The 25,717-nt window shown below is 40.8% G+C and carries 26 protein-coding genes; 11 read left to right on the plus strand and 15 right to left on the minus strand.

What is annotated here, in order from left to right; translation table 11 throughout:
• Positions 1-3: 3 nt before the first annotated feature.
• From IEZ33_RS08380 to IEZ33_RS08395, 4 genes are all read right to left on the minus strand, one after another.
• A complete protein-coding gene (locus IEZ33_RS08380) occupies positions 4-1,014 on the minus strand; it encodes an ArsJ-associated glyceraldehyde-3-phosphate dehydrogenase (RefSeq protein WP_191603202.1) in 1,011 nt (336 codons plus the stop codon).
• Positions 1,015-1,150: 136 nt separating this feature from the next.
• Positions 1,151-2,173 carry an ACR3 family arsenite efflux transporter gene (gene arsB / locus IEZ33_RS08385; RefSeq protein ID WP_191603203.1) on the minus strand — a complete coding sequence of 341 codons (1,023 nt, stop codon included), beginning with the start codon at positions 2,171-2,173 and terminating at the stop codon, positions 1,151-1,153.
• 11 nt (positions 2,174-2,184) lie between these two features.
• The gene (locus tag IEZ33_RS08390; protein WP_191603204.1) at positions 2,185-2,946 is read right to left on the minus strand and encodes a metalloregulator ArsR/SmtB family transcription factor; all 762 of its coding nucleotides are present in this window, start codon (positions 2,944-2,946) and stop codon (positions 2,185-2,187) included.
• Between the two features lie 341 nt (positions 2,947-3,287).
• Positions 3,288-4,463, minus strand: coding sequence for an MFS transporter (locus tag IEZ33_RS08395; RefSeq protein WP_191603205.1), 1,176 nt, complete (start codon positions 4,461-4,463; stop codon positions 3,288-3,290).
• 183 nt (positions 4,464-4,646) lie between these two features.
• Here IEZ33_RS08395 and IEZ33_RS08400 point away from each other — a divergent pair, with 183 nt between their 5' ends.
• Positions 4,647-5,528 (plus strand): LysR family transcriptional regulator, encoded by an 882-nt coding sequence (locus IEZ33_RS08400; RefSeq protein WP_191603206.1) that lies wholly within the window; start codon positions 4,647-4,649, stop codon positions 5,526-5,528.
• Between the two features lie 182 nt (positions 5,529-5,710).
• Here the strand turns inward: IEZ33_RS08400 and IEZ33_RS08405 are convergent, their stop codons facing one another.
• Entirely contained in the window at positions 5,711-6,700 is a 990-nt protein-coding gene (locus IEZ33_RS08405) for a zinc-dependent alcohol dehydrogenase family protein (RefSeq protein WP_191603207.1), read from the minus strand.
• Between the two features lie 112 nt (positions 6,701-6,812).
• On the opposite strand from IEZ33_RS08405, the gene IEZ33_RS08410 reads away from it, so the two are divergent.
• Together IEZ33_RS08410 and IEZ33_RS08415 are read left to right on the plus strand one after the other, a co-directional pair.
• The gene (locus IEZ33_RS08410) at positions 6,813-7,706 is read left to right on the plus strand and encodes a LysR family transcriptional regulator (protein ID WP_191603208.1); all 894 of its coding nucleotides are present in this window, start codon (positions 6,813-6,815) and stop codon (positions 7,704-7,706) included.
• Positions 7,707-7,861: 155 nt separating this feature from the next.
• Positions 7,862-8,803, plus strand: coding sequence for a 2OG-Fe(II) oxygenase family protein (locus IEZ33_RS08415; RefSeq protein WP_191603209.1), 942 nt, complete (start codon positions 7,862-7,864; stop codon positions 8,801-8,803).
• A 152-nt stretch (positions 8,804-8,955) separates the two neighbouring features.
• Here IEZ33_RS08415 and IEZ33_RS08420 read toward each other — a convergent pair whose 3' ends face one another.
• Positions 8,956-9,753 (minus strand): SDR family NAD(P)-dependent oxidoreductase, encoded by a 798-nt coding sequence (locus IEZ33_RS08420; RefSeq protein ID WP_191603210.1) that lies wholly within the window; start codon positions 9,751-9,753, stop codon positions 8,956-8,958.
• A gap of 512 nt (positions 9,754-10,265) precedes the next feature.
• On the opposite strand from IEZ33_RS08420, the gene IEZ33_RS08425 reads away from it, so the two are divergent.
• Positions 10,266-11,435: a coiled-coil domain-containing protein gene (locus IEZ33_RS08425; RefSeq protein ID WP_191603211.1), complete on the plus strand. Its 1,170-nt coding sequence runs from the start codon at positions 10,266-10,268 to the stop codon at positions 11,433-11,435.
• A gap of 100 nt (positions 11,436-11,535) precedes the next feature.
• Here IEZ33_RS08425 and IEZ33_RS08430 read toward each other — a convergent pair whose 3' ends face one another.
• Complete coding sequence (locus IEZ33_RS08430; RefSeq protein ID WP_191603212.1) at positions 11,536-12,696, minus strand: iron-containing alcohol dehydrogenase; 1,161 nt, start codon at positions 12,694-12,696, stop codon at positions 11,536-11,538.
• A 221-nt stretch (positions 12,697-12,917) separates the two neighbouring features.
• Between IEZ33_RS08430 and IEZ33_RS08435 the strand changes: the two genes are divergently transcribed.
• Positions 12,918-13,793: an AraC family transcriptional regulator gene (locus tag IEZ33_RS08435; RefSeq protein WP_191603213.1), complete on the plus strand. Its 876-nt coding sequence runs from the start codon at positions 12,918-12,920 to the stop codon at positions 13,791-13,793.
• A gap of 96 nt (positions 13,794-13,889) precedes the next feature.
• On the opposite strand, the gene IEZ33_RS08440 is transcribed toward IEZ33_RS08435, so the two are convergent.
• The 6 genes from IEZ33_RS08440 to IEZ33_RS08465 all read right to left on the minus strand — a co-directional run bounded on the left by IEZ33_RS08440 (position 13,890) and on the right by IEZ33_RS08465 (position 20,297).
• Positions 13,890-14,663: a 3-hydroxybutyrate dehydrogenase gene (locus IEZ33_RS08440; RefSeq protein WP_191603214.1), complete on the minus strand. Its 774-nt coding sequence runs from the start codon at positions 14,661-14,663 to the stop codon at positions 13,890-13,892.
• 30 nt (positions 14,664-14,693) lie between these two features.
• Positions 14,694-16,022, minus strand: coding sequence for a TRAP transporter large permease (locus tag IEZ33_RS08445; RefSeq protein WP_191603589.1), 1,329 nt, complete (start codon positions 16,020-16,022; stop codon positions 14,694-14,696).
• Positions 16,023-16,068: 46 nt separating this feature from the next.
• The gene (locus IEZ33_RS08450; RefSeq protein WP_191603215.1) at positions 16,069-16,677 is read right to left on the minus strand and encodes a TRAP transporter small permease subunit; all 609 of its coding nucleotides are present in this window, start codon (positions 16,675-16,677) and stop codon (positions 16,069-16,071) included.
• A 96-nt stretch (positions 16,678-16,773) separates the two neighbouring features.
• Entirely contained in the window at positions 16,774-17,832 is a 1,059-nt protein-coding gene (locus IEZ33_RS08455) for a TRAP transporter substrate-binding protein (protein WP_191603216.1), read from the minus strand.
• 286 nt (positions 17,833-18,118) lie between these two features.
• Positions 18,119-19,537 carry a sigma-54 interaction domain-containing protein gene (locus IEZ33_RS08460; protein ID WP_191603217.1) on the minus strand — a complete coding sequence of 473 codons (1,419 nt, stop codon included), beginning with the start codon at positions 19,535-19,537 and terminating at the stop codon, positions 18,119-18,121.
• Between the two features lie 283 nt (positions 19,538-19,820).
• Positions 19,821-20,297 carry a BamJ family beta-barrel-assembly machinery protein gene (locus IEZ33_RS08465; protein WP_191603218.1) on the minus strand — a complete coding sequence of 159 codons (477 nt, stop codon included), beginning with the start codon at positions 20,295-20,297 and terminating at the stop codon, positions 19,821-19,823.
• Between the two features lie 188 nt (positions 20,298-20,485).
• On the opposite strand from IEZ33_RS08465, the gene IEZ33_RS08470 reads away from it, so the two are divergent.
• The 4 genes from IEZ33_RS08470 to IEZ33_RS08485 all read left to right on the plus strand — a co-directional run bounded on the left by IEZ33_RS08470 (position 20,486) and on the right by IEZ33_RS08485 (position 22,182).
• Positions 20,486-20,917, plus strand: a complete 432-nt coding sequence (locus tag IEZ33_RS08470; protein WP_191603219.1) for a GNAT family N-acetyltransferase — start codon at positions 20,486-20,488, stop codon at positions 20,915-20,917.
• 79 nt (positions 20,918-20,996) lie between these two features.
• Positions 20,997-21,188, plus strand: a complete 192-nt coding sequence (locus tag IEZ33_RS08475) for a CopG family transcriptional regulator (RefSeq protein WP_191603220.1) — start codon at positions 20,997-20,999, stop codon at positions 21,186-21,188.
• A gap of 110 nt (positions 21,189-21,298) precedes the next feature.
• Positions 21,299-21,637, plus strand: coding sequence for a zinc ribbon domain-containing protein YjdM (locus tag IEZ33_RS08480; protein WP_191603221.1), 339 nt, complete (start codon positions 21,299-21,301; stop codon positions 21,635-21,637).
• A 164-nt stretch (positions 21,638-21,801) separates the two neighbouring features.
• A complete protein-coding gene (locus IEZ33_RS08485) occupies positions 21,802-22,182 on the plus strand; it encodes a VanZ family protein (protein ID WP_191603222.1) in 381 nt (126 codons plus the stop codon).
• 66 nt (positions 22,183-22,248) lie between these two features.
• Here the strand turns inward: IEZ33_RS08485 and IEZ33_RS08490 are convergent, their stop codons facing one another.
• Entirely contained in the window at positions 22,249-22,749 is a 501-nt protein-coding gene (locus IEZ33_RS08490; RefSeq protein ID WP_191603223.1) for a lactoylglutathione lyase family protein, read from the minus strand.
• A gap of 94 nt (positions 22,750-22,843) precedes the next feature.
• Here IEZ33_RS08490 and IEZ33_RS08495 point away from each other — a divergent pair, with 94 nt between their 5' ends.
• Positions 22,844-23,749: a LysR family transcriptional regulator gene (locus tag IEZ33_RS08495; RefSeq protein ID WP_191603224.1), complete on the plus strand. Its 906-nt coding sequence runs from the start codon at positions 22,844-22,846 to the stop codon at positions 23,747-23,749.
• Between the two features lie 66 nt (positions 23,750-23,815).
• On the opposite strand, the gene IEZ33_RS08500 is transcribed toward IEZ33_RS08495, so the two are convergent.
• On the minus strand, positions 23,816-24,565 hold the full coding sequence (locus IEZ33_RS08500) for a DeoR/GlpR family DNA-binding transcription regulator (RefSeq protein ID WP_191603225.1): 750 nt from the start codon (positions 24,563-24,565) through the stop codon (positions 23,816-23,818).
• A gap of 168 nt (positions 24,566-24,733) precedes the next feature.
• Here IEZ33_RS08500 and IEZ33_RS08505 point away from each other — a divergent pair, with 168 nt between their 5' ends.
• Positions 24,734-25,714: an ABC transporter substrate-binding protein gene (locus tag IEZ33_RS08505; protein WP_191603226.1), complete on the plus strand. Its 981-nt coding sequence runs from the start codon at positions 24,734-24,736 to the stop codon at positions 25,712-25,714.
• The last annotated feature ends 3 nt before the right edge of the window (positions 25,715-25,717 follow it).

Consider the following 25,717-nt stretch of genomic DNA (forward strand, 5'->3'; position numbering starts at 1 on the left):
ACGTTAACCTTTAATTGATAAACCAACTTTACGAGCGAGTTCTGCCGTTCTGTTGGCGTATCCCCACTCGTTGTCATACCAGGTATACAGTTTCACTTGAGTTCCGTTGATAACCATTGTTGACAGCGCATCGATTACGCTTGAGCGTGAGTCTGTTTTATAATCAATGGATACCAGTGGCTTTTCTTCGTAACCAATAATGCCTTTTAATGAGCCTTCAGCCGCTTCTTTCATCCAAGTGTTAATTTCAGCTTCAGTCGTTGGACGCTCAACTTCAAATACACAATCAGTAAGAGATGCATTCGCCAATGGTACACGCACCGCATGACCGTTCAGCTTGCCTTTTAACTCAGGGAAAATGTGCGTAATAGCCGTTGCTGAGCCTGTTGTGGTTGGGATTAAACTCATACCACAAGCACGCGCCCGACGTAGATCTTTGTGTGGCGCATCCAAAATGGTTTGGGTATTGGTAATATCATGGATAGTCGTCATTGAACCATGCTTAATGCCAATTTTATCCTGTAACACTTTAACTACTGGAGCTAAGCAGTTTGTTGTACAAGAAGCGGCTGTTACGATTGAATGCTGGTCAACGTCATAAAGGTGGTCATTAACGCCCATGACGACATTGAGCACACCTTCTTCTTTTACTGGTGCTGTGACCACCACTTTTTTAACGCCTTGATCTAAGTAAGCTTGCAATAACTCAACCTTTTTCATCTTACCTGATGCTTCGATAACCACATCACAGTTAGACCAATCAGTTTCACTAATTGCTTTATTCTGAGTAACACAAATAGCGTGATTATTAATGATGATATCCGAATCATGATGGGAAACATCATGTGGCCAAATGCCATGCACTGAATCGTACTTTAATAAATGCGCAAGCGTCTCAGCGTTGCCTGCAGGGTCATTAATTTGTACAAACTCAATACCTTGCCAGCCAAAAGCGGCGCGTAATGTTAAGCGACCCATACGACCAAAACCGTTGATGCCAATTTTTATAGACATTATTTAGCTCCTATTGTGTGAAATTTACTGAAAGATGAACGTTGTACTGGGTGAAAAAGTGTCTTTGGACGAAGCTAGCGCCGTTATCCAGTGTTAATTTGTCATAGGGGTGAGTTTGCATAAAAACCTCTAATAATTATTCGTTAAACCAATGTTTTGTTCTGTTTACTATAGCGACAAGAGACAGCATAACGGGTACTTCAACGAGTACTCCAACGACCGTCGCCAAGGCCGCGCCTGAGTGCAAACCAAACAGGGAAATGGCAACGGCTACCGCCAACTCAAAGAAATTGGATGTGCCAATTAAACACGCTGGTGCCGCTATGTTGTGTTTAAGCTTGATCTTTATGGCAATAAAATAGGTAATAATAAAAATGCCATAGGTTTGAAGAATCAATGGAATGGCTATTAAGACTATGTTGAAAGGTTGCTCAATAATGGTATTGGCCTGAAAACCAAACAACAGCATTACTGTTGCCAACAAACCAATGATTGAAAATGGTTTTATTTTCACTAATAAATCAGTAATAACAGCTTCATTACGACCTGAATGATTTAAGTATCTTCTTGTTAAGACGCCTGCTATTAGTGGTAGCAATACGTACAAGATGACAGAGATAAACAAGGTTCCCCAGGGAACACTAATATCATTGACCCCAAGCAATAAACCTGTGATCGGCGCAAAGGCAAAGATCATGATGATGTCGTTAACCGATACTTGGACTAAGGTGTAGTTTGCATCTCCTTTGGTTAACTGTGACCAGACAAATACCATCGCCGTACAAGGTGCGACCCCTAATAAAATCATACCTGCGATATATTCTTGGGCCGTTTCAGGTGAAACGAAATCGGCAAACAACCCTTCAAAGAACAACCAACCTAAAGCGGCCATAGAAAACGGTTTGATAAGCCAGTTGATCATTAAGGTTAACACCAGGCCTTTTGGGTTTTTACCGACTTCTTTTATCGTTGAAAAATCCACTTGAACCATCATAGGGTAAATCATTACCCAGATGAAAACGGCAACGATGACGTTGACATGAGCGACTTCAAGCTTTGCTATAATGGCAAAGAGCGGGGGATAAACAACGCCTATTGCCATACCCGCAGCGATTGATATTGCAACCCATAATGATAAATAACGTTCAAAAATTCCCATTGGTAATCTCCTTAATTACAGCAACTTGCCACACGAGTCGGGCGATCTCCCATCGCATTTAACCTAGCCAGTTCTTGTTCGATGAAAGCGGGATCATTTACGACCGTTGAAGTAATAACCTTCTTCATCCACTCAGACAGTGTTGGGTTAATTGAGTAAAATACCCATTGCTGATGTTTTCTATCAGATAAAATGCCGTTTTTTCTAAGCTGTGCTAAATGACGAGAAACTTTAGGCTGACTCTCTTCATTTAATGCTGCCATTAGCTCACAGACACAGGCTTCTTTTTCTACGGCAATAATGAGTAGCGTTTTTAAGCGTATATCGTCTGCCAGTGCTTTGTAGAAAGTGGTCGGTGTGATTGGTTCTGGTTTTTGCTTTTCTTGTATCAGCAAAAACATTTTTATCCGCTCATTTATCTCTTGTAGCGTTTTTTCAAACGGATTGCTCTCTTTACGGGAGCGAGGCTCAGGAATGTCCCAAGCCATGCCATTATTTGCATGTATTTTGTTGTCGCACTCTGTAGCCGCTTTATCACATAATGTGATGACAAAATCGAAATGAATTCTGGCGACTTCATCAAGGTGTTTTGAGTGTAAATTATCAGTAGACAAACCAAAGTGCTCAATAGCCGAAAGCGCGCGGGTATCAACGCTATGTGGCTCGGTGCCAGCACTAAAGACGTCGAATTCGCCTTTTCCATGATGCTTTAATAGTGCTTCGGCCATAATGGATCTTGCCGAGTTTTCAGAACATAAGAAGAGAACTTTCATGAATTAATCCATAATAAATTTATTATATAATAAATTTGTTATGGGTTTTTTGCAAATGCTTTATGTACATCTCGGTCGTCAGGCATACGAACGGTTTGCCAGTTAACTGGTCAGTCAGTTATCCGCTATAGAGAGCGCTTTAGTTTCTTCTCTCTATAGAATTTCTGGAACGGATAATGAGAACTTTTTTGTTCGCTTGAGGGTAGAGACTCAATGGATAGCTTGCTGTAGCCCTATCACTGCAATCGAGTGGCCACTCAACATTAATCGAAAAGATAAGCGGTTTTACTCTATTGAAAACTCATGATGTTTGTCGTTGGGAATGTCTTCCCAACGTTAGGTTAAGCTTTTTGTTTTTGATCACGAGAATCAAGGAAGCCAGAGATTCTTGTCAGAATGAGAGCGAATCCAACGATTAATGCACCTACCCAAGACGTATCCATTAATTCCATATCTTCAACAATGGCCCCGCCAACAATTGAACCAAAAGCAATACCAACATTGAAAGCGGCAATGTTGAGTCCTGAAGCGACATCTACGGCATTAGGGGTGTACTTTTCGGCTAACTGAACAACGTAAACCTGTAAACCAGGAACATTTCCAAAAGCGAACGCTCCCCAAACAAGTACAGTAAGGACCGCCCCGATTTGATTACCTGCCGTAAAGGTAAAAACAAGTAGTACTAACGCCAGTACAGTGAAAATGATTTGTAACGCTTTTACCGGTCCAATTTTGTCTGCAAGCTTGCCGCCCCAGATATTACCAACAGCAACAGATACCCCATAGACCAGCATAATCAGCCCAATAGAGCTTGGGGCAAATCCAGATACGTTTTCCAGTATTGGCGCTAGGTAAGTAAAGGCTACAAAGGTGCCCCCATAACCAACCGCTGTCATTGCGTATACCAGAAGTAGTCGTGGCTGAGTCAGGACTTTTAATTGTTCAGATACTTTTGTGGGGGACGCTTTTTTTAAATTTGAAGGCACCAAAATGGCACTTCCAATTAAAGCGATTAAACCAAGAATAGATACAATTAAAAATGTTGCTCTCCAGCCTAATTCTTGTCCAATCCAGGTTCCTAACGGAACGCCAGTGACAAGAGCAACCGTTAAACCAGTGAACATAATAGCAATAGCACTCGCTTCTTTGTCCTTTGAAACTAGGCTTGTAGCAATGGTTGAGCCTATCGAAAAGAAAACCCCATGGGCTAATCCTGTTAGTATTCTAGCGAATACTAGGGTTTCATAGCTTGGGGCCTTCCAAGCGATGAGATTACCAAAGACGAAGAGTCCCATTAATGTTAAAAGGACGGATTTTCGGTTCCAACGACCCGTTAACGCTGTAAGTACCGGCGCGCCAATGGCGACCCCAAGTGCATACAGGCTTACCAGCAGGCCTGCTGAGGGCAATGAGACAGCTAAATCTGAAGCCATGGTTGGGAGTAATCCCACAATGACAAACTCTGTTGTTCCAATAGCAAAGGCGCTGAGCGTCAATGCGAGAAGTGCTAACGGCATATCCTATATTCTCTTTTTTTAGGTTAGAAAAACACAGCCACACATACCTTCATTGAAGTATTGCGTCGCAACTTGAGAGATATTCTGCGTTAAATAATAATTGTTAAAAACAGTAGATTTCACAAATGATATTTGTTAAAAATGAAACAATATGGTTGTGTACTAGTATGTAAGAGATTCGTTATGAGAACAAAATCGGATGATTTAGAGATTCTACTTTCGGTAGTGGATACAGGCGGATTTACAGCCGCAGCCGAATTCCTTGACATACAGGTGGCTCGAGTATCCAGAGCGGTAAGTAAGGTGGAAAGTCAGTTGGGGGTGACGATATTAAATAGAACCACAAGGCGTATCGAGTTAACGGATGAGGGACGTCAGTTTATCGATTCTGTGAGAGTAGGCTTGATGCATTTGCAACAAGCAGAAGAGGACATTATCTCTCGTGGGGAGTTACCTAAAGGACGGCTACGAGTCGACGCGGCTAGCCCGTTTGTATTTCATCAATTAGTTCCTTTGGTGCAGTTATTTAATCAAACTTTTCCTGATATCGAGTTGGAATTAACCTCAAATGAGGGTTTTGTCGATCTACTTGAAAAAAAAACCGATATCGCCATTCGCATCGGTGCATTAAGTGACTCAACGCTACATGCTAGACCTCTAGGAAGAAGTTTACTTTACATTGTTGCGTCACCTGACTATTTAGCGAAACGTGGCTTCCCTAGTAAAAGCAGTGATTTAGTTCATCATGAGACGATCGGTTTTTCAACACCGAAAACGCTCAATGACTGGCCTCTTAAAGGGTTTGTACGGCTGACACCAACTTTACTTTCAAGTAACGGTGAAACGATCAGACAACTTGCGTTAATGGGGAATGGAATAGCTTGTCTATCAGGGTTTATGGTGAAGAACGACATTGCGGAAGGGCGGTTAATCCCTCTACTAGAAAATGAAAGAATGGGTAACTCAGACAGAGAGCAAATTAACGCGGTATATTATAAAACGTCGTCTCTTGCCAAAAGAATTACGGCTTTTATCGACTTTATTCACCCTAAATTGGAATTGTAGTTTTCTCAATATTAGTTAGATCAGTGACTCGTTTAGACTATTTTTGTCCTATTACTAAAAGGAAATTTTTTAAATCTAGAGGTTATCCCTCTCCCTCAGTAAACGTGTTTACTGTACTCAAATAGCGAATTAATTAGAGAGCCTATTGAGGCTCTCTCTAGAGAGTAAGTGAGCAAAAGGGTTTATAGCGTCACTACAACTTTCCCCATTCCTTGGCCACTTGCTAGACGATCATGTGCTTTGCCAATTTCTTCTAAATTAAAATGCTCTTCATCTACAACAGGAACGAGTTTGCCTGCGTCCACGATGTCAGCAAGTTTTGCTAATATTTCACCATGTTGTTCACGCTTATGGTTGTGCAACATAGGTATGAGCATAAAAACAACGTGTAAAGACAAGCCTTTGAAGTGAGCGGTAGTTAAGTCTATTTCGGCCATAGATACGGTTGTTGCTACTTGACCATTAAGTGCGGCTGCATCAAATGACTTAATTAGATTTGCACCGCCAATTGAATCATAAACAACGTCAAATCCAGCACCTTGAGTATGTTTGCTCACATAGTCAGACACTGTCTCAGTTTTATAATTGATGGCTGTTGCACCAAGGCTTTCAATTAATTTTGCTTGTTTTTCACCGCCGCCAGTCGCATAAACATTGGCGCCGAAATAGTTGGCAAGTTGTAATGCTATGTGGCCAACGCCACCCGCACCGCCATGAACCAATACATTTTGATCTTGGCTAATACCAGCCCGAACTAAGCCTTCATAGGCTGTGATACCTACTAAGGGTATGGCGGCGGCTTCGCGCATCGAAAGGCTTTTGGGTTTATGAGCAACTAACTTTGCATCTGCAAGTATATATTCTGCTAACGCACCTTGTAAGTCGGCTAAACCACCAGCGCAACCGTACACTTCGTCACCTACGGCAAAGCCGGTTACATTTTCTCCAACAGCTTCAATAGTACCAGCAAAGTCCATTCCTAATACGCCTGGTAATGCTGGTGACAAAGGGCCTAACTCTTCACCCATTTGTCTTATCATCATATCCACTGTATTAACACTCGTTGCGGCCACGCTAACTAATATGTGTCCTGCTTTCACTTCAGGCCTGTTTATTTCGGCGGCTTTAAAAACACTACTGGAACCGAACTCATTAATGATCATCGCTTTCATTTGACTATCCTTTCTCTAATTGTTGAGAGAAGTATATGTACAAATATTATTATTGATAATATAGTCATCTGGCTAATCAGTTTTTACTTTTTATTAATAATGGCTTAACCAAATGAACATTGAATACATCAAGCTCTTCGTTCGAATAGCGTCAACGCATAACATCAGCTTAGCAGGCAGTGAATTAGGGTTGTCACCTCCTGTAGCCAGTATGCATATCAGCAAACTAGAAAACTCACTTGGTGTAAAATTAATACATCGAACCACTCGAAAAGTGTCCTTAACCGTGGAGGGGAAAGCATTTTTACCTCACGCTGAGGAAATATTAAATGCTGTTGACAATGCTAGGGTGGCTGTAGGAGTAGGAAGCTTTACTCCTCAAGGAACCATTAGAGTTTCTGCACCAGCGTCTTTTGGTCGCATGCATATTGTTCCATTTCTAAAAGAATTTACTGAAAAGCACCCTCATTTGAAAATTGATTTACGTCAAAGTGACAGCATTGTTGATATGGTTGAAGGCGGTTTTGATATTGCTATTAGAAACGCGTCTTTAAATGACTCAACTTTAGTGGCAAGAAAGCTTGCACGAGATAAACGAATCATTTGTGCATCGCCAGAATACATTAAGAAATTTGAAGAGCCGAAAACTCCTCAGGACATACTAAAGCATCAATGTATCAACCTTATCGGTATTGATAACTGGACCTTTCAAACACCTGACGGAATACAAAAAATTAAAACTAAAGGGTCGATTAGAATCGATAACGGTGAGTCCATAAGAGATACGTGTATTGATGGAGGAGGTTTAACGCTTTGTTCAATTTGGTGTGCCTATAAAGCGTTACAAAAAGGTGAGCTTGTTCAAGTGTTAAAAGATTACCCGTTAGTTTCAGATACAGCTATTTGGGCAGTGTATCCCAGTTCAAGATTGTTGGCCCCGAAAGTGAGGGCATTTATCGACTATTTCATCGGATGTTACGGAGAACCCCCTTATTGGGAGCGTTAATACAAGAACGATATTTTTAGTTTTTAGTGCTAATTGTTAATGAAATGTTAATTCTGTATTGCTTTCAGAATTATTTATTTAAATTTTAATATGTAATAAATTCGTTTCTCTATAATTTTCGGGTAACTACCCAGTAAAAATCGAGAGAAAATGAGATGAGAAGCACTGATACTTTTATTAAAGACACATCCTCTAGCCAATTAGAACGTGCTCGTGCATTAGCGTTACCTTCAAGAGAAGCGATGCTGAACCGTGCACCGTCTGTACAAAATTTTTGGGATAGTAATCGGCAATTACTTATTAATGCCTGGCATGAATGGGATAAAAGCGAAACAAGTTGTCTCACAATGCCTGATAAGACACTAATCGATTCGAAACTACGTAATGCCGTTGAACAAGCCTGGAAAAAACCGGCGGAAGAACAGGCGGTAAAAGCGTTGTTACAAGAAGTATCTCCAGATGTTTTTCAATTTCAATTTTTCGATCCTGAGCGCCTTGTCGATTTGCGTACTTACCTTGACGCTGTTTCTGATGCACAAATTCCACTACGTCCTCCTTACGGCATTGTCTTAAATCGTCGGGGGGCAATGCTTGATAAACGCTCCGAAGGTTTTCTGGCGGCACCCAGTTTTCAGGACTTTTATCGCGATCTAGTTGATACATATATGCGACCGATTGCTCGCATGCTGTTCCCAGATGTGGTGGGCTATGATACTCAAACGTTTGGTTTTTCCATTCAATGGCAGGCAGGAATGGATGCATCATTACGTACTCATACTGACGCATCGGCCGCGACACTAAATATAAACCTGAACTTACCAGGGGAAGCGTTTGTGGGGTCTGAAGTCGATTTTTACGATAACGCTACAGGTGAGGTAAATAGACTTTCATTTAAACCTGGGACGGCCATGATTCATCGAGGGCGTGTTGCCCACGCGGCTCGACCAATAACCAGTGGTACACGTACTAATTTTGTCTTGTGGTTGTATGGAGAGCGTGGCCAAATACCATTGCAAAACACCTTGCCTCAATCAATTGATGTTGGGCAACGTTGGACTGTACCTCCAACCAAGCAGGACGATATTGCCCCTTTCTAATGGTGCATTTTTAGTTACTGTATGCATAAAAGGGTATTGAAAGAAGTTAATGTGTGAGCTTCGAATAAAATCTTACTGACACTTAAGATCAACCAACATCCTTTAAGGCAACCATGTTAATAAAAATAAACGCGGTTATATTTTCGTGTGCGTTAGTAAATTAAACTTTCAATTACTTGCGTAACTGCGGCCATTTTTTTAGCGTCCATTGCGTCTTCATGTGGTGATGAAAAGCGCCCAATATCATTATCAAAATATAAGCCGGATGCATTTGCGAATTCATTGGATAAAACGGCGTTAACCAATACGTCTGCGCCTATTTGTAAATTACCGCCTGCAACCCCATAGGCCTGTTCAACCATTTTGCTCCCCAAAAATGATTTAGGATTTACCGCAATAATGCTTGGCCCATTAGCACCCAGTCTCTGCGCCATTTGTCTAGACCACATTGTTAAGGCGAGTTTACTTTTTGCATACACAACGCTGTCAGGAAGAGTGCTCGGCGTTGTTAACTCTTCTGGCAAAACTGGAGCTTGTGCTGCAGAAGACAAATTAATCACACGACTTTGTTTGTCCAGTAGAGGTAACAATTCTTGAGTTAATAAATAAGGGGCGATAGTGTTAACCATAAAGCGCACATCAAAGCCGTCTGAGGTTACTGTTTCAGGGACAATGAAGACACCAGCATTATTAATAACAGCATCTAATGTCTTGTGGTCACGTTTGATGATCGAAGCTAACTCTTTTACTTCCTTTATGTTGGATAGATCAGCCTGATAGGTAAAAAATTGTTCAGCAGGGTACGATTCAGAGAATTTCTGTTTAACACTCGTTAATTTATTTTCACTTCTACCATGAATTAAAACACGATGTCCTAACTTGAGGAGCGAATTAGCTGTGGCTAATCCAATGCCATCGGTTGAGCCTGTGATTAAAATTGTTTTATTCATTACGTCCACCTTTTACTGTGTTTCTATGTCTATTTAAATACGATATAAGCGGTAAGTTGATTAACTCTTAAGTCTTTTTACTCAATTTATCGCTTCAATTTAGCGATACTCTGCTAATTTGATTCGTTAACGTGAATTGTTGATTTTTCTTGGTTGAAATTTATATAAAGGTAAACGTTTATTGATTTTAAAATCACTTATGAGGCCGTATTGAAACGGCGAATACCTATAATCTACTTATCTTATGTGCTTAGGTTTTTTTTACAATATAGCCATTAGAGTAATGAGTTTTAACTTTATGTTAATAATAAGATTTACGATTATTTCTGATATTTATTTGAGGTTGAATTAGTACGCTCTGGTATCAATAATGTCTGCGTAGAGAGAAATAAGTCGCATCTGCTCTGTTTATTGAACGTCTACTGTTTATACTATCTTAGTGGTCAGATGCGTTTTCAATAGCCTAAACGGCACCTTGACACTCAAGAACGCTTAAATAGAAAAGGAATAAGATGAACTTTTTCAAAAGTAATCGTGATACTTTGATCGTGATGTTCTTAGTATCGATATGCTGGATAGGCTTTATTGATCAGTATGCCGAAGCGTATATTAACCGTTCTATTGCGACTTCTTTGTTGTCATTTGGGACAGCCAAGGCGTTTAATGCGACGGTTTCAGTTTTATCTACCATCACTTTACAAGTGCCTTTGATTGGTTCTATTCAAATAGGGGAGTTACTGGACCCTCTAAATGATTTGGTGGAAGATTTCTCTACCATTATGAAGTATTCCATTTCCTCTCTATTGATCCAAAAATTCATTGTCGAGATATTGCAGACCATACACTTTAAATTATTTTTGACGGGTGCTGCGTTGGCCTTTATGGTGACAAAATTTTATTTTAAAGCGAGTAGAGTGCTCACTTATAAGGTGTTTATTATCGCTTTGGCTTGTAAGTTTTCCATTGCGTTAGTGGCGGTAGCCTCTAGCTTTGTTGACAGTGCTTTTATTAACGAACATATCGAGCAAGAAAATCACATCCTTGATGCTTTTCCTGTCTCAACGTCACAGCTCAATCAACAACTTGATTTAACCAGTGAAATGAAGCAGCAGTTAAAAATAGACATGCAACAGAAGCAAGCGGAGATTACGGCTCACTCTATTGAGATAGAAAATTTAAAAGCGGAAAAGAAGCGTCTTGAATTGGAAATGTCGCAGCTGAATGACTCTATTTTAGAAAGTACAGCGGATGCATCGTTATTGAATAAATTCATTAATCGGTCACCTGAGTTGACCGATTTACATGAACAACGAGCGGCTCTTCGAAGTAAATTGTATGTCCTCAAAAATCAAATTGAGAATGCACAAGACGAAATACAGGATAGGCAACAGGACTACGAATCCTTGGAGAGGCAATATCAAGATGATGGAATGAGTACGTATCAAAGCCTTAAGAATGGTTTGAATACTTTTGCTTTTGCAGCGAAAAATAAAATTGTCGGTTTTGTTGACTCCCTAAATTTAGCTACGGACAATTTTCTGAATCTAATGGCGCTGTTTATTTTTAAAACTATGCTGATTCCTTTCGCTTTTTTGTTGGGGATGTATAACGTATTTAAGCTTGTTTGGGGTATGACACCTAAGGAGGTTGTGAAACCGGTCCGTGAAGACAGGTTGAACTGACACGTTCATTTTAGTGCCTTACAAAAAACGAAGGTAGGTCATCAGAAAAGGCCAGCTACACCGCTGGCCTTGATAGTTTGAGCGACGTTTTCCTAAAAGCCTATTTGGCCGCGATTAAAATTTTGCGGACGATATCCAAAGTTAGGTCACCGCTTTCAGATAGCGCGGTCATACCCACATTTTCTAAGTTGGCAATGACTTTATCAATACCAGTATCGTCAATACCGTAATGGCTTAGGTTTGTTACGATGTCAAGAGAGTTGAAAAATGCTTCAGTTTGATCGATGGCCTTATTGATTTTTTCCTCTTCTGTGCCTTCAGAGATCCCCCAAACGCGCTCAGCAAATTGCACTAATTTAGCGTATTTTTGCGCTTTACGTTCGCGTAATAAAGAAGGGATGACGATGGCTAAAGTACGACCATGAGCAATATCAAATAAAGCGGTTAATTCGTGGCCGATCATGTGCGTTGACCAATCCTGAGGGACGCCCACGCCAATGGCACCATTTAGCGCATTTGTGGCGGACCAAATAAAGTTTTTACGCGCATTTAAGTCGTCATTGTCTTTATAGGTAACAGGCCCAATTTCGATTAAGGTTTGCAGTACCCCTTCGCTAAATCGATCTTGAATACGTGCATCAACAGGGAAGGTTAGGTATTGTTCTAATACATGGATAAACGCATCGGCTACGCCATTAGCAATCTGTTCTTTTGGTAGTGTTTTTGTCAGTTCTGGGTCTAAGAAGGAGAACTTTGGAAACACTAGAGGTGACATAAATGGGCGTTTTTGGTGTTCAAGTGTGATCACGCCACCCATGTTCATTTCAGAACCCGTCGCGGGTAGTGTTGCAACACAGCCAAGTGGCAAGGCCGCTGTGGCTGGAACCGGTGCAAAACCATGGGATAACAAGGAAGCGTAATCTTCTGGTTCCGCTTTAGCGGCTAGGGCAATAAATTTTGTGCCGTCCATAACCGAACCGCCACCGACAGCAAGTAAGAAATCGATCTTATTTTCTTTGGCAATATTGGCGGCATTGATGAGCGTTTCAAACTGAGGATTAGCTTCGATACCTCTGAACTCAATGACATCACGTGAACCTAAAGCGGCAATCACCTTATCAATAGTGCCGTATTTTTTTGCACTTTGCCCACCAAAAGTCACCATTACTTTAGCGTCAGCCGCAATCAATTTGTCGAGCTCCGCAATACGGTTTTCACCGAAGACGATATGAGTAGGGTTGTAATAATCAAAATCTAACATTTAAGTAATCCTGTGAAGTTGTAGAATGTGATATGCACTATAGTTCTGATTAATGAGTATTCGTATACATAAATAGTCTTTTCTGATGCATAATCCTTCAAGGATGGATTTTAATGGTGTAAAGGGATAGATTTAATCACACCATTTCGTAGTATGTGTTCTGATTCTGTAAAATGACGTTCTATACAAGTAGAAATACGAGAAGCAGCAGAGGGTGATCGGTGTTGAATAAAATAGATGAACTCAAATGGTTAATTAAACAAAATATTCAACATGAAGGCGTCACGCCTTTAGAAATAGAAGGTGTTGGTGTGTTGCAATGGAGTTGCCCCCAAGCACGTACGCCGGTTCTCTATGAACCGCTTATTTGTATGATGGGACAAGGCGAAAAAGTATGCAGTGTAGGGGAGTCGGCTTTTCTGTATAAAGAAGGTGATTACTTTATTAATTTTTTGCCTATTCCGGTTAGTGCTGAGGTGACATCTGCCTCAAAAGAAACGCCTTTTTTATCTGCGGTTATGAGTATAAATTTGGTGAAATTAGCCGATATGATTACTCGTATTGAGCGACAAGAGAAAAGTGCGATCAACACAGAACCTGAGAATGCCTCCTGCATCATTGTCGGTCAGGCCAGTGATGACTTGATTGATCTTTTTATTCGACTTATTAAAGTGGGAAGCAACACGACTGATGCGGCTATCTTAGGGGAGTTTGTCATGGACGAAATTTATTATCGATTACTGACCAGCGAACATGGCTATGCATTACGTCAATTATTGAGTCAGTATGGACACATTCAGCCGGTTTCGAGAGCGGTGAGTTTTATTCATGGTAATGTGAATGCGAGCATTCAAGTCGAAGAGCTGGCGAGCATTGCCAATATGAGCAAGACGTCTTTTTTCAATGCTTTTAAAAAGCTCATGCACGTATCGCCAATGCAGTATATAAAATCCATCAAGCTGCAAAAAGCTCAAATCTTGTTAAAACAAGGAATGCAGGCGAATGAGGCCAGTTATCAAGTAGGTTACAACAGCTTTTCTCAATTCAGTCGTGAATATAAGCGCTTCTTTGGTTTTCCTCCTTCGCAAACAGTGTAGAGCATTAACGTTAATGACAGTCTGACAGTAAATGATCAAAAGGGTTCATGCTGTTAAAAAGCCGATTAGGTGGATGTCTAATCGGCTTTTTATGGGTTATTGCGCTGTATACCCACCGTCAATAACAATGGCTTGGCCAGTGACACCTCTTGCGGAAGGGCTGCAAAGAAATAAGCAGTAATCCGAAATTTCATCTACGGTTAATAATCTTCGTTGTGGTACGAGTGGCCAAATCACTTCTTCTAATACATTTTCTAATGCGACATTGCGTGTTTTGGCCAAATCCTGTAGCTGGTTTCGTACTAAAGGCGTATCGACGTACCCAGGGCATAGCGCGTTGACAGTAATGCCAAAAGGCGCTGTTTCTAATGCGGTTACCTTGGTTAATCCAATCACACCATGTTTGGCGGAGTTATATCCCGCTTTTCCTGCAAAACCGATTAAACCATTGATTGAGGCCATGTTGATAATTCGACCCTCTCCTTTTTCTTTCATAGAAGGCAGTACTTTTTTTATGGCTAAAAAAGGCGCAATCAACATAATATCAATCAGCTTACGGTATGTGCTAGCAGGAAAGTCCTCAATGGGAGCCACATGCTGTAATCCCGCATTGTTAATCAGCACGTCTATGTGCCCAAACCGAGCCATGGCCGCCTCTATCGCATTCATAAAGGCGATTTCTTCCGTTACGTCACAAATAAAGAAATCACAACAGTTTGCATAGTCCACTAGCGTTAATCTTGCGGTTGTAATCGCTTCTTCGCTGAAATCCAATATGGCTACATTCATGTTAGCTTTTAGAAAGGCTTGCGCGATTTCCAGACCAATGCCACTTGCCGCTCCTGTGATCAGTACGGTTTTTTTCTTCATTTCAATTTCTCCAAACAGCGGGTGCTATATCTAGCCGTAAATCACTTCGGGTAACCAGAGCACAAGATCTGGAAAAACGAATACTAAGAGCACAGCGAATAGCTGCAATAAAATAAAAGGAATGACACCTTTATAAATATGCATGGTGGTCACACTTGGAGGCGCTACTCCTTTTAAATAAAACAATGAAAAGCCAACCGGAGGCGTTAAAAAAGAGGTTTGCAACGCTAAAGCGAAGAGGATGACAAACCAAACAAGGTCAAAGCCTAATGCGACGACTACGGGTCCAACAAGAGGTAATAAGATCAAGCTTATTTCTAACCAATCTAAGAAAAAGCCCGCGACAAAGGTGATCAGTAAAATAACAATGATAATGCCTGTTGGCGACAATGGGATTCCATGAAGCAACTCGCTAATGAATTCGTCCCCTCCTAACGTTCTGAGTACCACAGCAAAGGCGGTCGCACCAAGAAAAATCCCAAACACAAAGGCTGTTGTGATGGTGGTTTTGCGGCAGACTTCAGATAAGACTTTCAGATTAAAGCGTTTATTACCAATGGCTAAAAGAGTGGCTCCAAATGCGCCAACGCCAGCGGCTTCTGTTGGGGATACAATGCCCATGAAAATGGACCCTAATACCGCAAGTATTAAACCTAGAGGTGGTAGAACGGCGGTTAAGGTTGACCAAATTAATGCGCCTGTAATCGGCGGTAAATCTTTAGGAGGTTGGCATACCTTCGGATTAAATATCGCGGCCAAAATGACGTAAATAATATACAAAGACCCCAGTAATAACCCTGGCATTAAGGCGCCCATAAACAAGTTACCCACTGACAAGGATAATTGATCCGCCATAATGATAAGCATGATGCTTGGAGGGATTAGAATACCTAAGGTACCTGAAGACGCAACAATACCGCTGGCAAAAGATGGCGAGTATTTTTGTTCCAACATCACGGGCATAGAAAGCATGGCCAGTAACACGACAGAGGCGCCAACGATGCCAGTGGAGGCGGCAAACAAAATACCTATTAAGATAACGGCAACACCGAGGCCACCACGAAAACGACCAAACAAATTAACAAAGTTTACCATTAATTTTTCAGCCACCCCTGAGCGTTCAAGCATCAGACCCATAAAGATAAACATGGGGAGGGCGACTAACACCCAGTTACTCATTTGAGCGTAAATACGTTGAACTATGGTGCCGTAAATACGCCAGTCCGTCATGTAATAGGTATCCCAATCAAGGTACTCAGAAGATAAAATACCAATAACACTAAATACGATTGAAAGACCTGCAAGAATCCAGGCAACAGGAAAGCCTGTGAAAATTAATAAAATAAAACTGCCAAGCATGGCAATGACTAAAAACTCATATGTTTCTAACACAGTATTCCCCTGCTTATAAATCTTCAGATGAAGTGGATGAGAGTGCTCGAGCGCCTTTAAGATAGGCAATGCAGCGCAAACAACGAGATACAGCCGCGATAACAAGTAGGGCGATCGCAAGCAAGATAAAGGATTTTATGATCCATCTCATTGACAGACCGCCAAACGATGGAGAAACTTCATTGAGTCGATAGGCGCGCTGTACGAATGGAAGTGCGTATTCAAAAACGACAAAACAAAAAGGCAATAGTAAGACGGATAAGCCAATAATTTCTATCCAAACTCGCGTTTTCATAGACCAATGTTCCGCCATAGCATCTACACGAACGTGACCGTCGTGAATAAAGCAATAGGATAATCCAAGCATAAATCCAACGGCATACAGGTGCCATTGCAGTTCTTCTAATGCCACAAAATTGGTGTTGAAAAAATAGCGCATTAACGCATTGCCAACGATTAGCAGCATTAAAAAAAGCCATAACCAAGAGGTAAGTCTGCCCACACCTTCAATACACTTTTCTAAAAAAAGTGACAATCTAGTATGGGGTAATTTATTTAGATTGGAGTGCGATAGCTTGGCTTCAATCTTGGCTAAATCAAGTTGAGGGTTAGAATGGGACATGCATTTCTCCTTTAAGCCCTTGGTGATGGATCACCTTGTGGAAAACGTCGGCACTTACTGTGCCGACACACTTAATTGGGTTTTAAAGAATGAAGACTATTTAGTATTCCAATCACGTGGTAAATAACCGTAGTTTTTCCAGGCGCTGTTTTCTTTTTGGAAGTCTTTCATAGACGCATAGATTTTTGCAAAGGTTTCATCGCCTGCAGAACGACGAGCCATAACTTTATCCGTAGCGGTTTCAAAAGCGGATAAAATTTCAGGGGAATATTGATGCAACTCTACCCCTTTTTCTTTAAATTTAGCCAGAACTCCACCTTGTAGCGCTTCAGATTTAGCGATTGATAATGTATTTGCGGCGACGCAGGAATTTTCAATCAGAGATTGCGTTTGCTTATTAAGATCATTCCATTCATTTAGGTTGATATAGAGGAATTGGTTAGTAGACGGTTGATGCCAGCCTGGTAAGTAATAATGTTTGGCGACTTGATAGAAACCTAATTGCTCGTCTACTGTTGGAATAGAGAACTCAGTACCATCTAGAACACCTGTTTCAAGAGCTTGATACAGTTCACCACCAGGGAAGACATTTACGGACATACCAAATTCAGTCATGATTTCACCGCCGATACCGGCCGCTCGGAATTTTAACCCGTTCATGTCTTCTACTGACTTAATTTCCTTACGATACCAACCTGCGGCTTCAGGGCTGATTGTGCCACATAAGATAGGATAAACATCGTATGGCTTGAATAGCTCTTTGAGCATTTTATCGCCGCCGTGATAATACATCCAAGCCGTAAATTCGTTTGATTCAAGGCCAAAAGGAGTTGCGCCAAAAAGTGCGGCTGCGGGTACTTGTCCCCATTCATACCCCATCCAAGAATAACCTGCTGAAATATTTCCTGAACTAACGTTATCAAAAATACTCAGGGCTGGAATTAAGGTCCCTGGTTCAAATACTTGCAGTTTAACTCGGCCGCCGCTGGTCTCATCTAGCATTTTAGAGACTTCAGGCATGGTGTCACCTAAAGCAACTAAAGAAGAAGAGAATGCCATCGGAACTTGCCAGCGAATTTTATCAAAGTCAGCATGACTAGGCATAGAGAGAGTGATAGCTGTTAAGCAAGAGGCCGTCATTAATACTTTTTTCATGGTTACTGTCCTATTATTCTTGTTGTGTGTTTTATATTTATTCCATGTAGGCAATAGAAAATACAGTGCAGAGTTTATCTATCAAAAACAATGCCAAAAAAAATAAAATGATAAAAAACAATTGGTTATGGTTTATGTTGTTTTTTTTAAATAATGCAAAAGAAAAAATTCCGAAATTTCGGACGGTTTATCGATTTATTGAGAAAATATCTGTCCGAAAAATCGGTCTATGTTTTTTTTATCGGACAGTTAGACGGTGATTTTAAGTTTTTATTCGACCATTTGGTTAACTCAATCCATGCTTATCGAGTTTTTCATAGAAAGTGGATTTACTTATGCCAAGTTTTTTAGCCGTTCTCGTTCTGTTGTCTGCGCATTCAAGAAGGGCGGCTTGAATAATGCTTCGTTCCGCTTCATTTAGCTGCTCTTTTAAGGTCCCTTGTTTCAAGTTCGTAAGGGGTTGAGTTGGGTTTGTTTGGTAATCACTCGTTTCTGATGCCAGTTGAGATGGCAATAATGACAGAGGAATCTTGCGCTCATTACTGGTATAAAAAGCCGCTTCCATTACATTTTCTAATTCACGAATATTTCCAGGCCAATTGTAAGCTAACATAGCGGTTAAGGCTTGAACGGTTAGTTTTGGTGCTCTACGCCCTGTTCGTCGCGATAATTTTTGCAAGAAAAAGTCAGCCAGCTTTGGTATGTCTTCTCTCCTTTCTCTTAAGGGGGGGAGTGTCAATGAGACAACGTTAATCCTGTAATATAAGTCTTCCCTAAAATCACCACTTTCAATCAAGGATTCCAGTGGCCTGTGGGTCGCTGTTACCAGTCTTATGTTGAGTGGGGTGGCTTTTATGCCACCGACAGATTCTACTTCCCTGTCTTGTAATACTCTGAGCAATTTGGCTTGCATTGAGCGTGGCAAATCACCAATTTCATCCAGAAACAAGGTGCCCCCATTAGCCAATTGAAATTTGCCGGCTTTGCCCCCCTTTTTGGCTCCAGTAAAGGCGCCTTCTTCATAGCCAAAGAGTTCACTTTCTAATAAATTTTCAGGAATAGCCGCACAGTTTACCTTAATAAAAGGATAATCCGCTCTGTCAGAAAGTTGATGGATTGCATGCGCGTAGAGTTCTTTCCCCGTCCCGGATTCTCCACGAATCAATACGGTCACATCACCGGATGCCACTTGCGTCACTTTTGTACTTAGGGATTTCATAACTTGGCTGTCGCCAATAATATCGTTTAAATGAAAGCTAGCACCATTTTTAATCTTATCCGCGGAGAGTGCTTTTTGCTGAAAAAAATCTTGTTCTGCAAGTAAGGCTTTTATATGGCTGTTAATTTGTTTCCATTCATGTGTGTCATGGAAAATGACTGTCCCAACAGCACCAATAATGCCCCCCTGGGAAACGATTGGAAAGCGACTGGCTATCATATTGCTGCCAAGGATTTTTTGGAATGAAAGTCGCTCTGCTTTACCTGTTTGTACCGTAATATGCATCCGAGTGTTTTCAATAACATCAGTCACTTTCTTACCTTTTACATCGTCAGCTTTAACACCTAAAAAACGCGCATAAGGTCGATTAATAAAGAATATTTTTGCCTGATGATCGACGATAACAACCCATTCTTCCATGGAGTTTAAGATTGTTTTGTAACTGTTTGCCGCTTGAGTTAATTTTTCGAGAGAATCATTAGGCATATTAGCGTCCATTGTCGTATCTAAAAAAAGGAAAGGAAGAAGGTGTCATGGCTTGGTTTTATTAAGGATGCTAGCGGATGATGTTGCCAGAATAAAGCCTTTTAGCGAGAGGGATAAGGAAACTCTACCTTAGCAAGAAACAAGTCTGTGCTTAAACCAAAGATATTACGTGTTATTACTCATAAGTCAGTAGACACTACGTTATTCTGATTTTCATAAAGTAGTGTCTACTGTTAGAAATAAAGTAACAATGTATGATTTTTTAAGAGACAGTAAGTCTTAGTTAAGGGTTTATCGCTAGCAGTTCAACATCAAAAATCAGAGTAGAACCGGCTGTAATCATTCCAGTAGAACTGTTTCCGTAGGCCAGAGTGCTTGGTATGTAAAAGCGACGCTTTTCGCCTACCACCATTAGTTGTACACCCTCGGTCCAGCCGGCAATGACTTGATTTAACCCAAATGAAATAGGTTCGCCTCTGTCAACTGAACTATCGAATATGCGTCCATCGATTAAGGTGCCATGATAGTGAACTTTTACTGTGTCTGTTGCCTTAGGGTGTATGTCCCCAGATCCCTCTTGAAGTACTTTATATTGTAAACCAGAGTCTGTTGTGTGCACATCGACGTTCTGTTTATTTTCTTCTAAAAAAGCGTCGCCAGCTTTGACATTTTCAATGGCTAATTCTTTGTTCTTCTTACTTTTGTTGAAAAGAAAGAAACCGATGGCGACGATTGCAATTAATAAAATGATTTTTGACATAATAAGTTGTACTCAATTAAATATCTGTCTCTATAAATGGAGTCGTGACTTTATCTGGGATAAGATGCTTGCTCAAGTAATAATGCATTTTTTGTGGGGTGCTTGATGCATTTTTGCCTGAAATTATAGGACTTACCGTGCTTAAAGGATAAGTGTGTGTCGTAATTATTAAAAATAATTAGGAGTAAATGATGTCTAAAGTTCGATTAGCAAATTTACAGGATGTGATCGAAATTAACGAACTGTCATTGCATTTAGGCTATGAACAAGCGCCTCTTAATGTTGCCACGCAAAGGTTAGAGTATTTATTAGAATCACCACTGGATGACGTTTATGTATTTGAAAGTAAAGGCCATGTCTTAGGCTGGATTCATGTGTTTTGTGCGAATCGATTGGCGTCAGAACGATTTTATGAAATAGCAGGTTTGATCGTCGATCCAAAAGCCAGAAAGCAAGGTGTTGCCCGTCAATTGGTAGAGGCGGCTTCAAAGGCATCAAAAGAGCAGGGTGTAAAATTAAGGGTGCGCTGTCATTCAGACCGAAGCGAGGCACATTTGTTTTATCAAAAAATAGGTTTGACCCTTGTCAAAATACAACATGTCTATGGGTCCAATGAATAACCTTTTACATTAAGGTGTGTCTAAAAAAAACCTTAGACATTACAATCAAATGATAATCTCTAAGCCGTGGAGTAAACCAATGGAAAATAAAACAGCTCGATTTACCGTCTTGCTTGATCCTCGTAAGAAAAAAGCCTTTGAACAACTGTGTGCATCGCAAGACTTAACGCCGTCCCAAGTAACTCGTCAACTTATAAGACGTTATCTCGAGCAGCACGAGGTTGATTTCTTAACACTGGAAGGTGATGCCAAATCGTCTGTCGATTCCTAGTGAAGGAAGCGAAGAATAGGTTATAAAAACATTATCATGTGATGATAATTTTATTATGTTTAAGTTATAATTCGATCGAAAATTATCCGTACTTTATCTGAGAGGTAACCATGAGTCTTCCAAATTGTCCAAAATGTGAGTCAGAATATGTGTATCAAGATCAAGAAATGTTGATCTGCCCAGAATGCGCTCATGAATGGAACCCTAATGAAGTGACTGAAGAAGAGGACGATACATTGATTCTGAAGGATTCAAACGGTACCTTACTTGCGGAAGGTGATAAGGTGACGTTAATAAAAGATTTGAAAGTAAAAGGGACGTCCACCGTGCTTAAAATTGGCACAAAAGCCACAATTAAGCGTTTTGTAGACGGTGATCATGACATTGATTGTAAAGTAGATGGCGCTGGCGATATGATGTTGAAATCGGCGTTTGTTAAAAAAGCGTAATGTATTTACACTTTCGGTGATTTAAGTTTTCTACAGTAAACAAGTGGTTGCCTATTGCTCGTTTACTGTCCTTTTTTTATTCTAGGCTATTTATCTTGTTTTTTGAGTCATTCAAATAGAAGTCGTTACACCCCCTAATAAATGACTCATCTGGTAGGGCTTTAATGTTAATCACTAATCCGCTATTGGTATTTTTTTACAAACAACGGCAAATCCTTGGTTTTGTGTGTGGGTTTATCGCCATCAGTGTGTCTACGCTAACACCAATAGACCAATTACCTTCAGTGTCAGGCTCTGACAAACTGCATCATGTTATTGGTTTTGGCTCCTGGGTGCTTCTCAGTTGTTTAGGGTCATTTAACCGGCTCCTAAAGATGAGCGTCTTTATTTTTATCTGGGGTGGGGTGATTGAGCTTATTCAGCCCTATGTCAATCGATACGGAGAATGGCAAGATTTTGTGGCCAACAGCATTGGCATTCTTTTGGCTTTGTGTTTGGTGGCGGTATACCGAAGATACTGTATGAAAGCGTTAAATCACCTATGACGAGTCCCTTCCATTTACATAGGTGATTGCCGTAGCTTACGCAATTATTAATACGTATTTTAGAACTTAATAAGCCCCTTCACTGTATATTAATTCGTAGCTGTGACTGTAAATTTCTAGAATATTACCAAACGGATCTTCCATGTAAATCATTCGATAAGGCTTTTTGTCTGGATAGTAATATCGAGGCTTTTGCATGCGTTTTTTGCCCCCTGCGGCGACAATACGCTCAGCCAATTCTTCAACATTTGGGTCTTGCACACAAAAGTGGAACACCCCCGTTTTCCAGTATTCAAAGTTGTTTTCAGGCTGTTCTTGATTTACGAATTGAAAGAGTTCTACGCCAATGCGGTCTCCAGTTGATAGGTGAGCAATTCGAAAGCTATTCAACCCGGCGCCAAAAACATCGGTACACATTTCACCGATCGGACTGCCGTCTTCTTCGATTTGAGTGGGTTCCATAATCAGATACCAGCCTAAAACTTGAGTGTAAAATTCAACGGCTTTATCTAAATCGGGAACAGAAATTCCGATGTGCGAAAAGGTTCTTGGGTAAACATTAGTCATAACATGATCTCCTGTAGTCGTTAAGCTTGTAGATTAAGGAGAGTTCGTTATTATTGGAAATTATGTTTTTTTATTATTTTGAGTAAATTTTGTTATGATCAGTCCTGTCTTGTTAAGAAGCTTTTGTACTTTAGTGGAAAATGGACACTTCACACGGACAGCGGAAAAGCTTCATATGACACAATCCGGTGTCAGTCAGCATATAAAAAAACTAGAGGGGTTGATTGGAACAGACCTCTTGGATCGTGATGGAAAGTCGTTTGAGTTAACTGAGGCGGGTAGGAATTTATACAAAGAAGCGAAGAAAATAGTTAACGCTCTGACTGACCTAGAAACTAACGTGAAATCTGATCCTGCTTATGAAGGTACGGTTAGGATTATGTCACCAGGAAGCATAGGTTTAAAACTCTATCCAAATCTCTTAAAGCTACAGGCCTGTTACCCAAAATTAATCATTGATTATCGATTTGGACCAAACGTAGATATTGAGCAAGCTCTCCTTGATAAGCGCATTGACTGTGGGTTGTTAACTAGTGTGCCAACAGAAAGTGGACTGTCTTGTAGGCCAATAGGGCAAGAAAGTTTACTATTGGTTATGCCAGCGATTGTAAATGATGATGCTAATACGCAAAGACAGCCACCCGATTGGCGGACTTTAGAAAGGCTTGGATTCATCGACCACCCAGATGGAACTCATCATGCTACTGTCTTATTAAGTGCGAACTACCAAGAGTTTAAACATATACGAGAATTTGAAAAAAAGGGTTTCTCTAATCAAATTCATTTAATCTTAAAGCCCGTAAGTTTAGGCTTGGGTTTTACGGTATTGCCACGTTATGCTGTTGAGAGCTTTCCGCATTCAAACCTTATCTCTGCTCAGCCATTAGTGAATCCAGTGACAGAAACGCTCTATATTGCGACACAGAGTGCAAACCGTATACCACAACGAGTAAATACAGTGATGGATGTCATTAAGTCGTGTTTAGAAGAACACCTATGAAAGAAACAGCTTGAATAAGGGCGTGGCAAAATCGAAATAGGGTTATAGCGTGAGGGATATCATGTATTAATAAAGTACTTCAATGCCTTGAGCCTGCAGCTTGCTGAGTAACAATTGGGACGGTTTTACGTCCGTGATTAGGCAGTGGTAGTTATTAACACGATTCCAAACACAACGAGACTCAAGGTCAAACTTTGTGCTGTCTAGCAGTAAAATCCGATAATGAGCGTTATCAACCAAAGTTTCTAAAGACATGATATCCTCGTCTGTGAAATCAAAGAGCTCACCCTCTTTATTGATCGCGGCCACTGAGAAAATCCCGACATCCGCTCGATAGCGTTGAAAGAAGCGTACGGCATCCCCGCCAATGACATCTTGATCGCGCTTACGCACACGGCCTCCGGCGATGGTTAATTCGCAATCTGGGTGTTCGCATAGATTGCGTGCAGCATGCAAATTACAGGTCATAACCTGCAACCCTTTCAATTCATTTAGTCTAGAGGCGACTTCTGAGACACTGGAACCTGTTCCAAGGAAGACAGACTGGTAATCCGTTATTTTTGTAATACACAGATCGGCAATACGTTGTTTGCCTTCTAAATTGCGAATTCTGCGCTGATCAAAGCGAATATTTTGTCTATTTGGAAAGGGCACTACTTCGCCGTGACTACGAAGCAGTAATCCTCGCTCGGTTAAGTGACGGATATCCGTACGAATGGTTTGCACAGAAACAGAAAATTCATCTGCAACATCGTTTAATGACTTACGACCGTTTTTGTTAATCCATTGGACAATGTCCTGTTGTCGTTTATTCATAATACTAAGCCCTGTTAATGTTATGTAAATCGCTCGCGAAAGAGAGATTCGTTAAAGCGAAAGCGTTTTTTAATTAAACGAAAGTTTCGTGTCACTTTAATGTCAAATTCAGTCGCTATTGTAGAGTCTTACCTTAAACACTCACTTTCAAACAAAGAGCATTTCACAATGAAACTTAAATATGGTTTATCAACACTTCTTGCTGTTTCTTTCACTTTGCCTTTGAGCGCTCAGACGATGGAAACCTTAACACTTTATACCAGCCAGCCAAATAAAGATGCTCAGCTGACAGTGGACGCATTTGAAAAACAAAATCCTGATATCAAAGTCGATTGGGTTCGCGATGGCACGACAAAACTAATGACCAAGCTACGTGCTGAGCTAAGCAGTGGTGTGGTTAAACCAGATGTTTTATTAATTGCCGACAGCGTTACGATGGAGTCTATGGTTGTTGATGATTATTTGTATGCCTACAACAGTCCATTTAAAAAGGATTATGAGCCAGCGCTGTATAATGAGAAGGGCTTTTATTATGGAACAAAACTGATTACTACAGGAATTGTTCGTCATAGTCGAGCGCCAGAAAGGCCATTGGATTGGCATGATTTGGCTCATGCTGAGTACAGAAATCAGGTGGCTATGCCAAGCCCTTTGTATTCTGGTGCGGCGTTGATTCATTTAGCGACATTGACAGAAGATAATGGTCTAGGTTGGCACTATTATGAGCAGTTGCATACGAATAAAGTGATGGCTCAAGGTGGAAATGGGGGCGTCTTAAAGGCGGTATCTTCAGGTTCAAAACCTTATGGTGTGATTGTGGATTTCTTAGCGATAAGAGAAGCCAAAAAAGGTTCCCCTATCGAATTCATCTTTCCAAAAACCGGCGTGAGCATGGTCACTGAGCCAGTTGCCATTATGAAAGGCTCAAAAAACAAGGAGGCCGCAAAACGATTTGTTGATTTTGTATTATCAAAGCAAGGTCAGCAATTAGTGTTAGATCAGGGATACTTACCGGCGCGTAGTGATATGCCTGTCCCAGACGGTTTCCCAAGTCGTGCTGAAATTACACTCATGCCATTTAATGCGGCTAAGACCTTAGAGAATAATGCGGCGAATAAAGCGCGTTTTAGTGCGATTTTTGAAGGTTAATGA

It is taken from the genome of Marinomonas algicola (assembly GCF_014805825.1).
Taxonomy (GTDB): domain Bacteria; phylum Pseudomonadota; class Gammaproteobacteria; order Pseudomonadales; family Marinomonadaceae; genus Marinomonas; species Marinomonas algicola.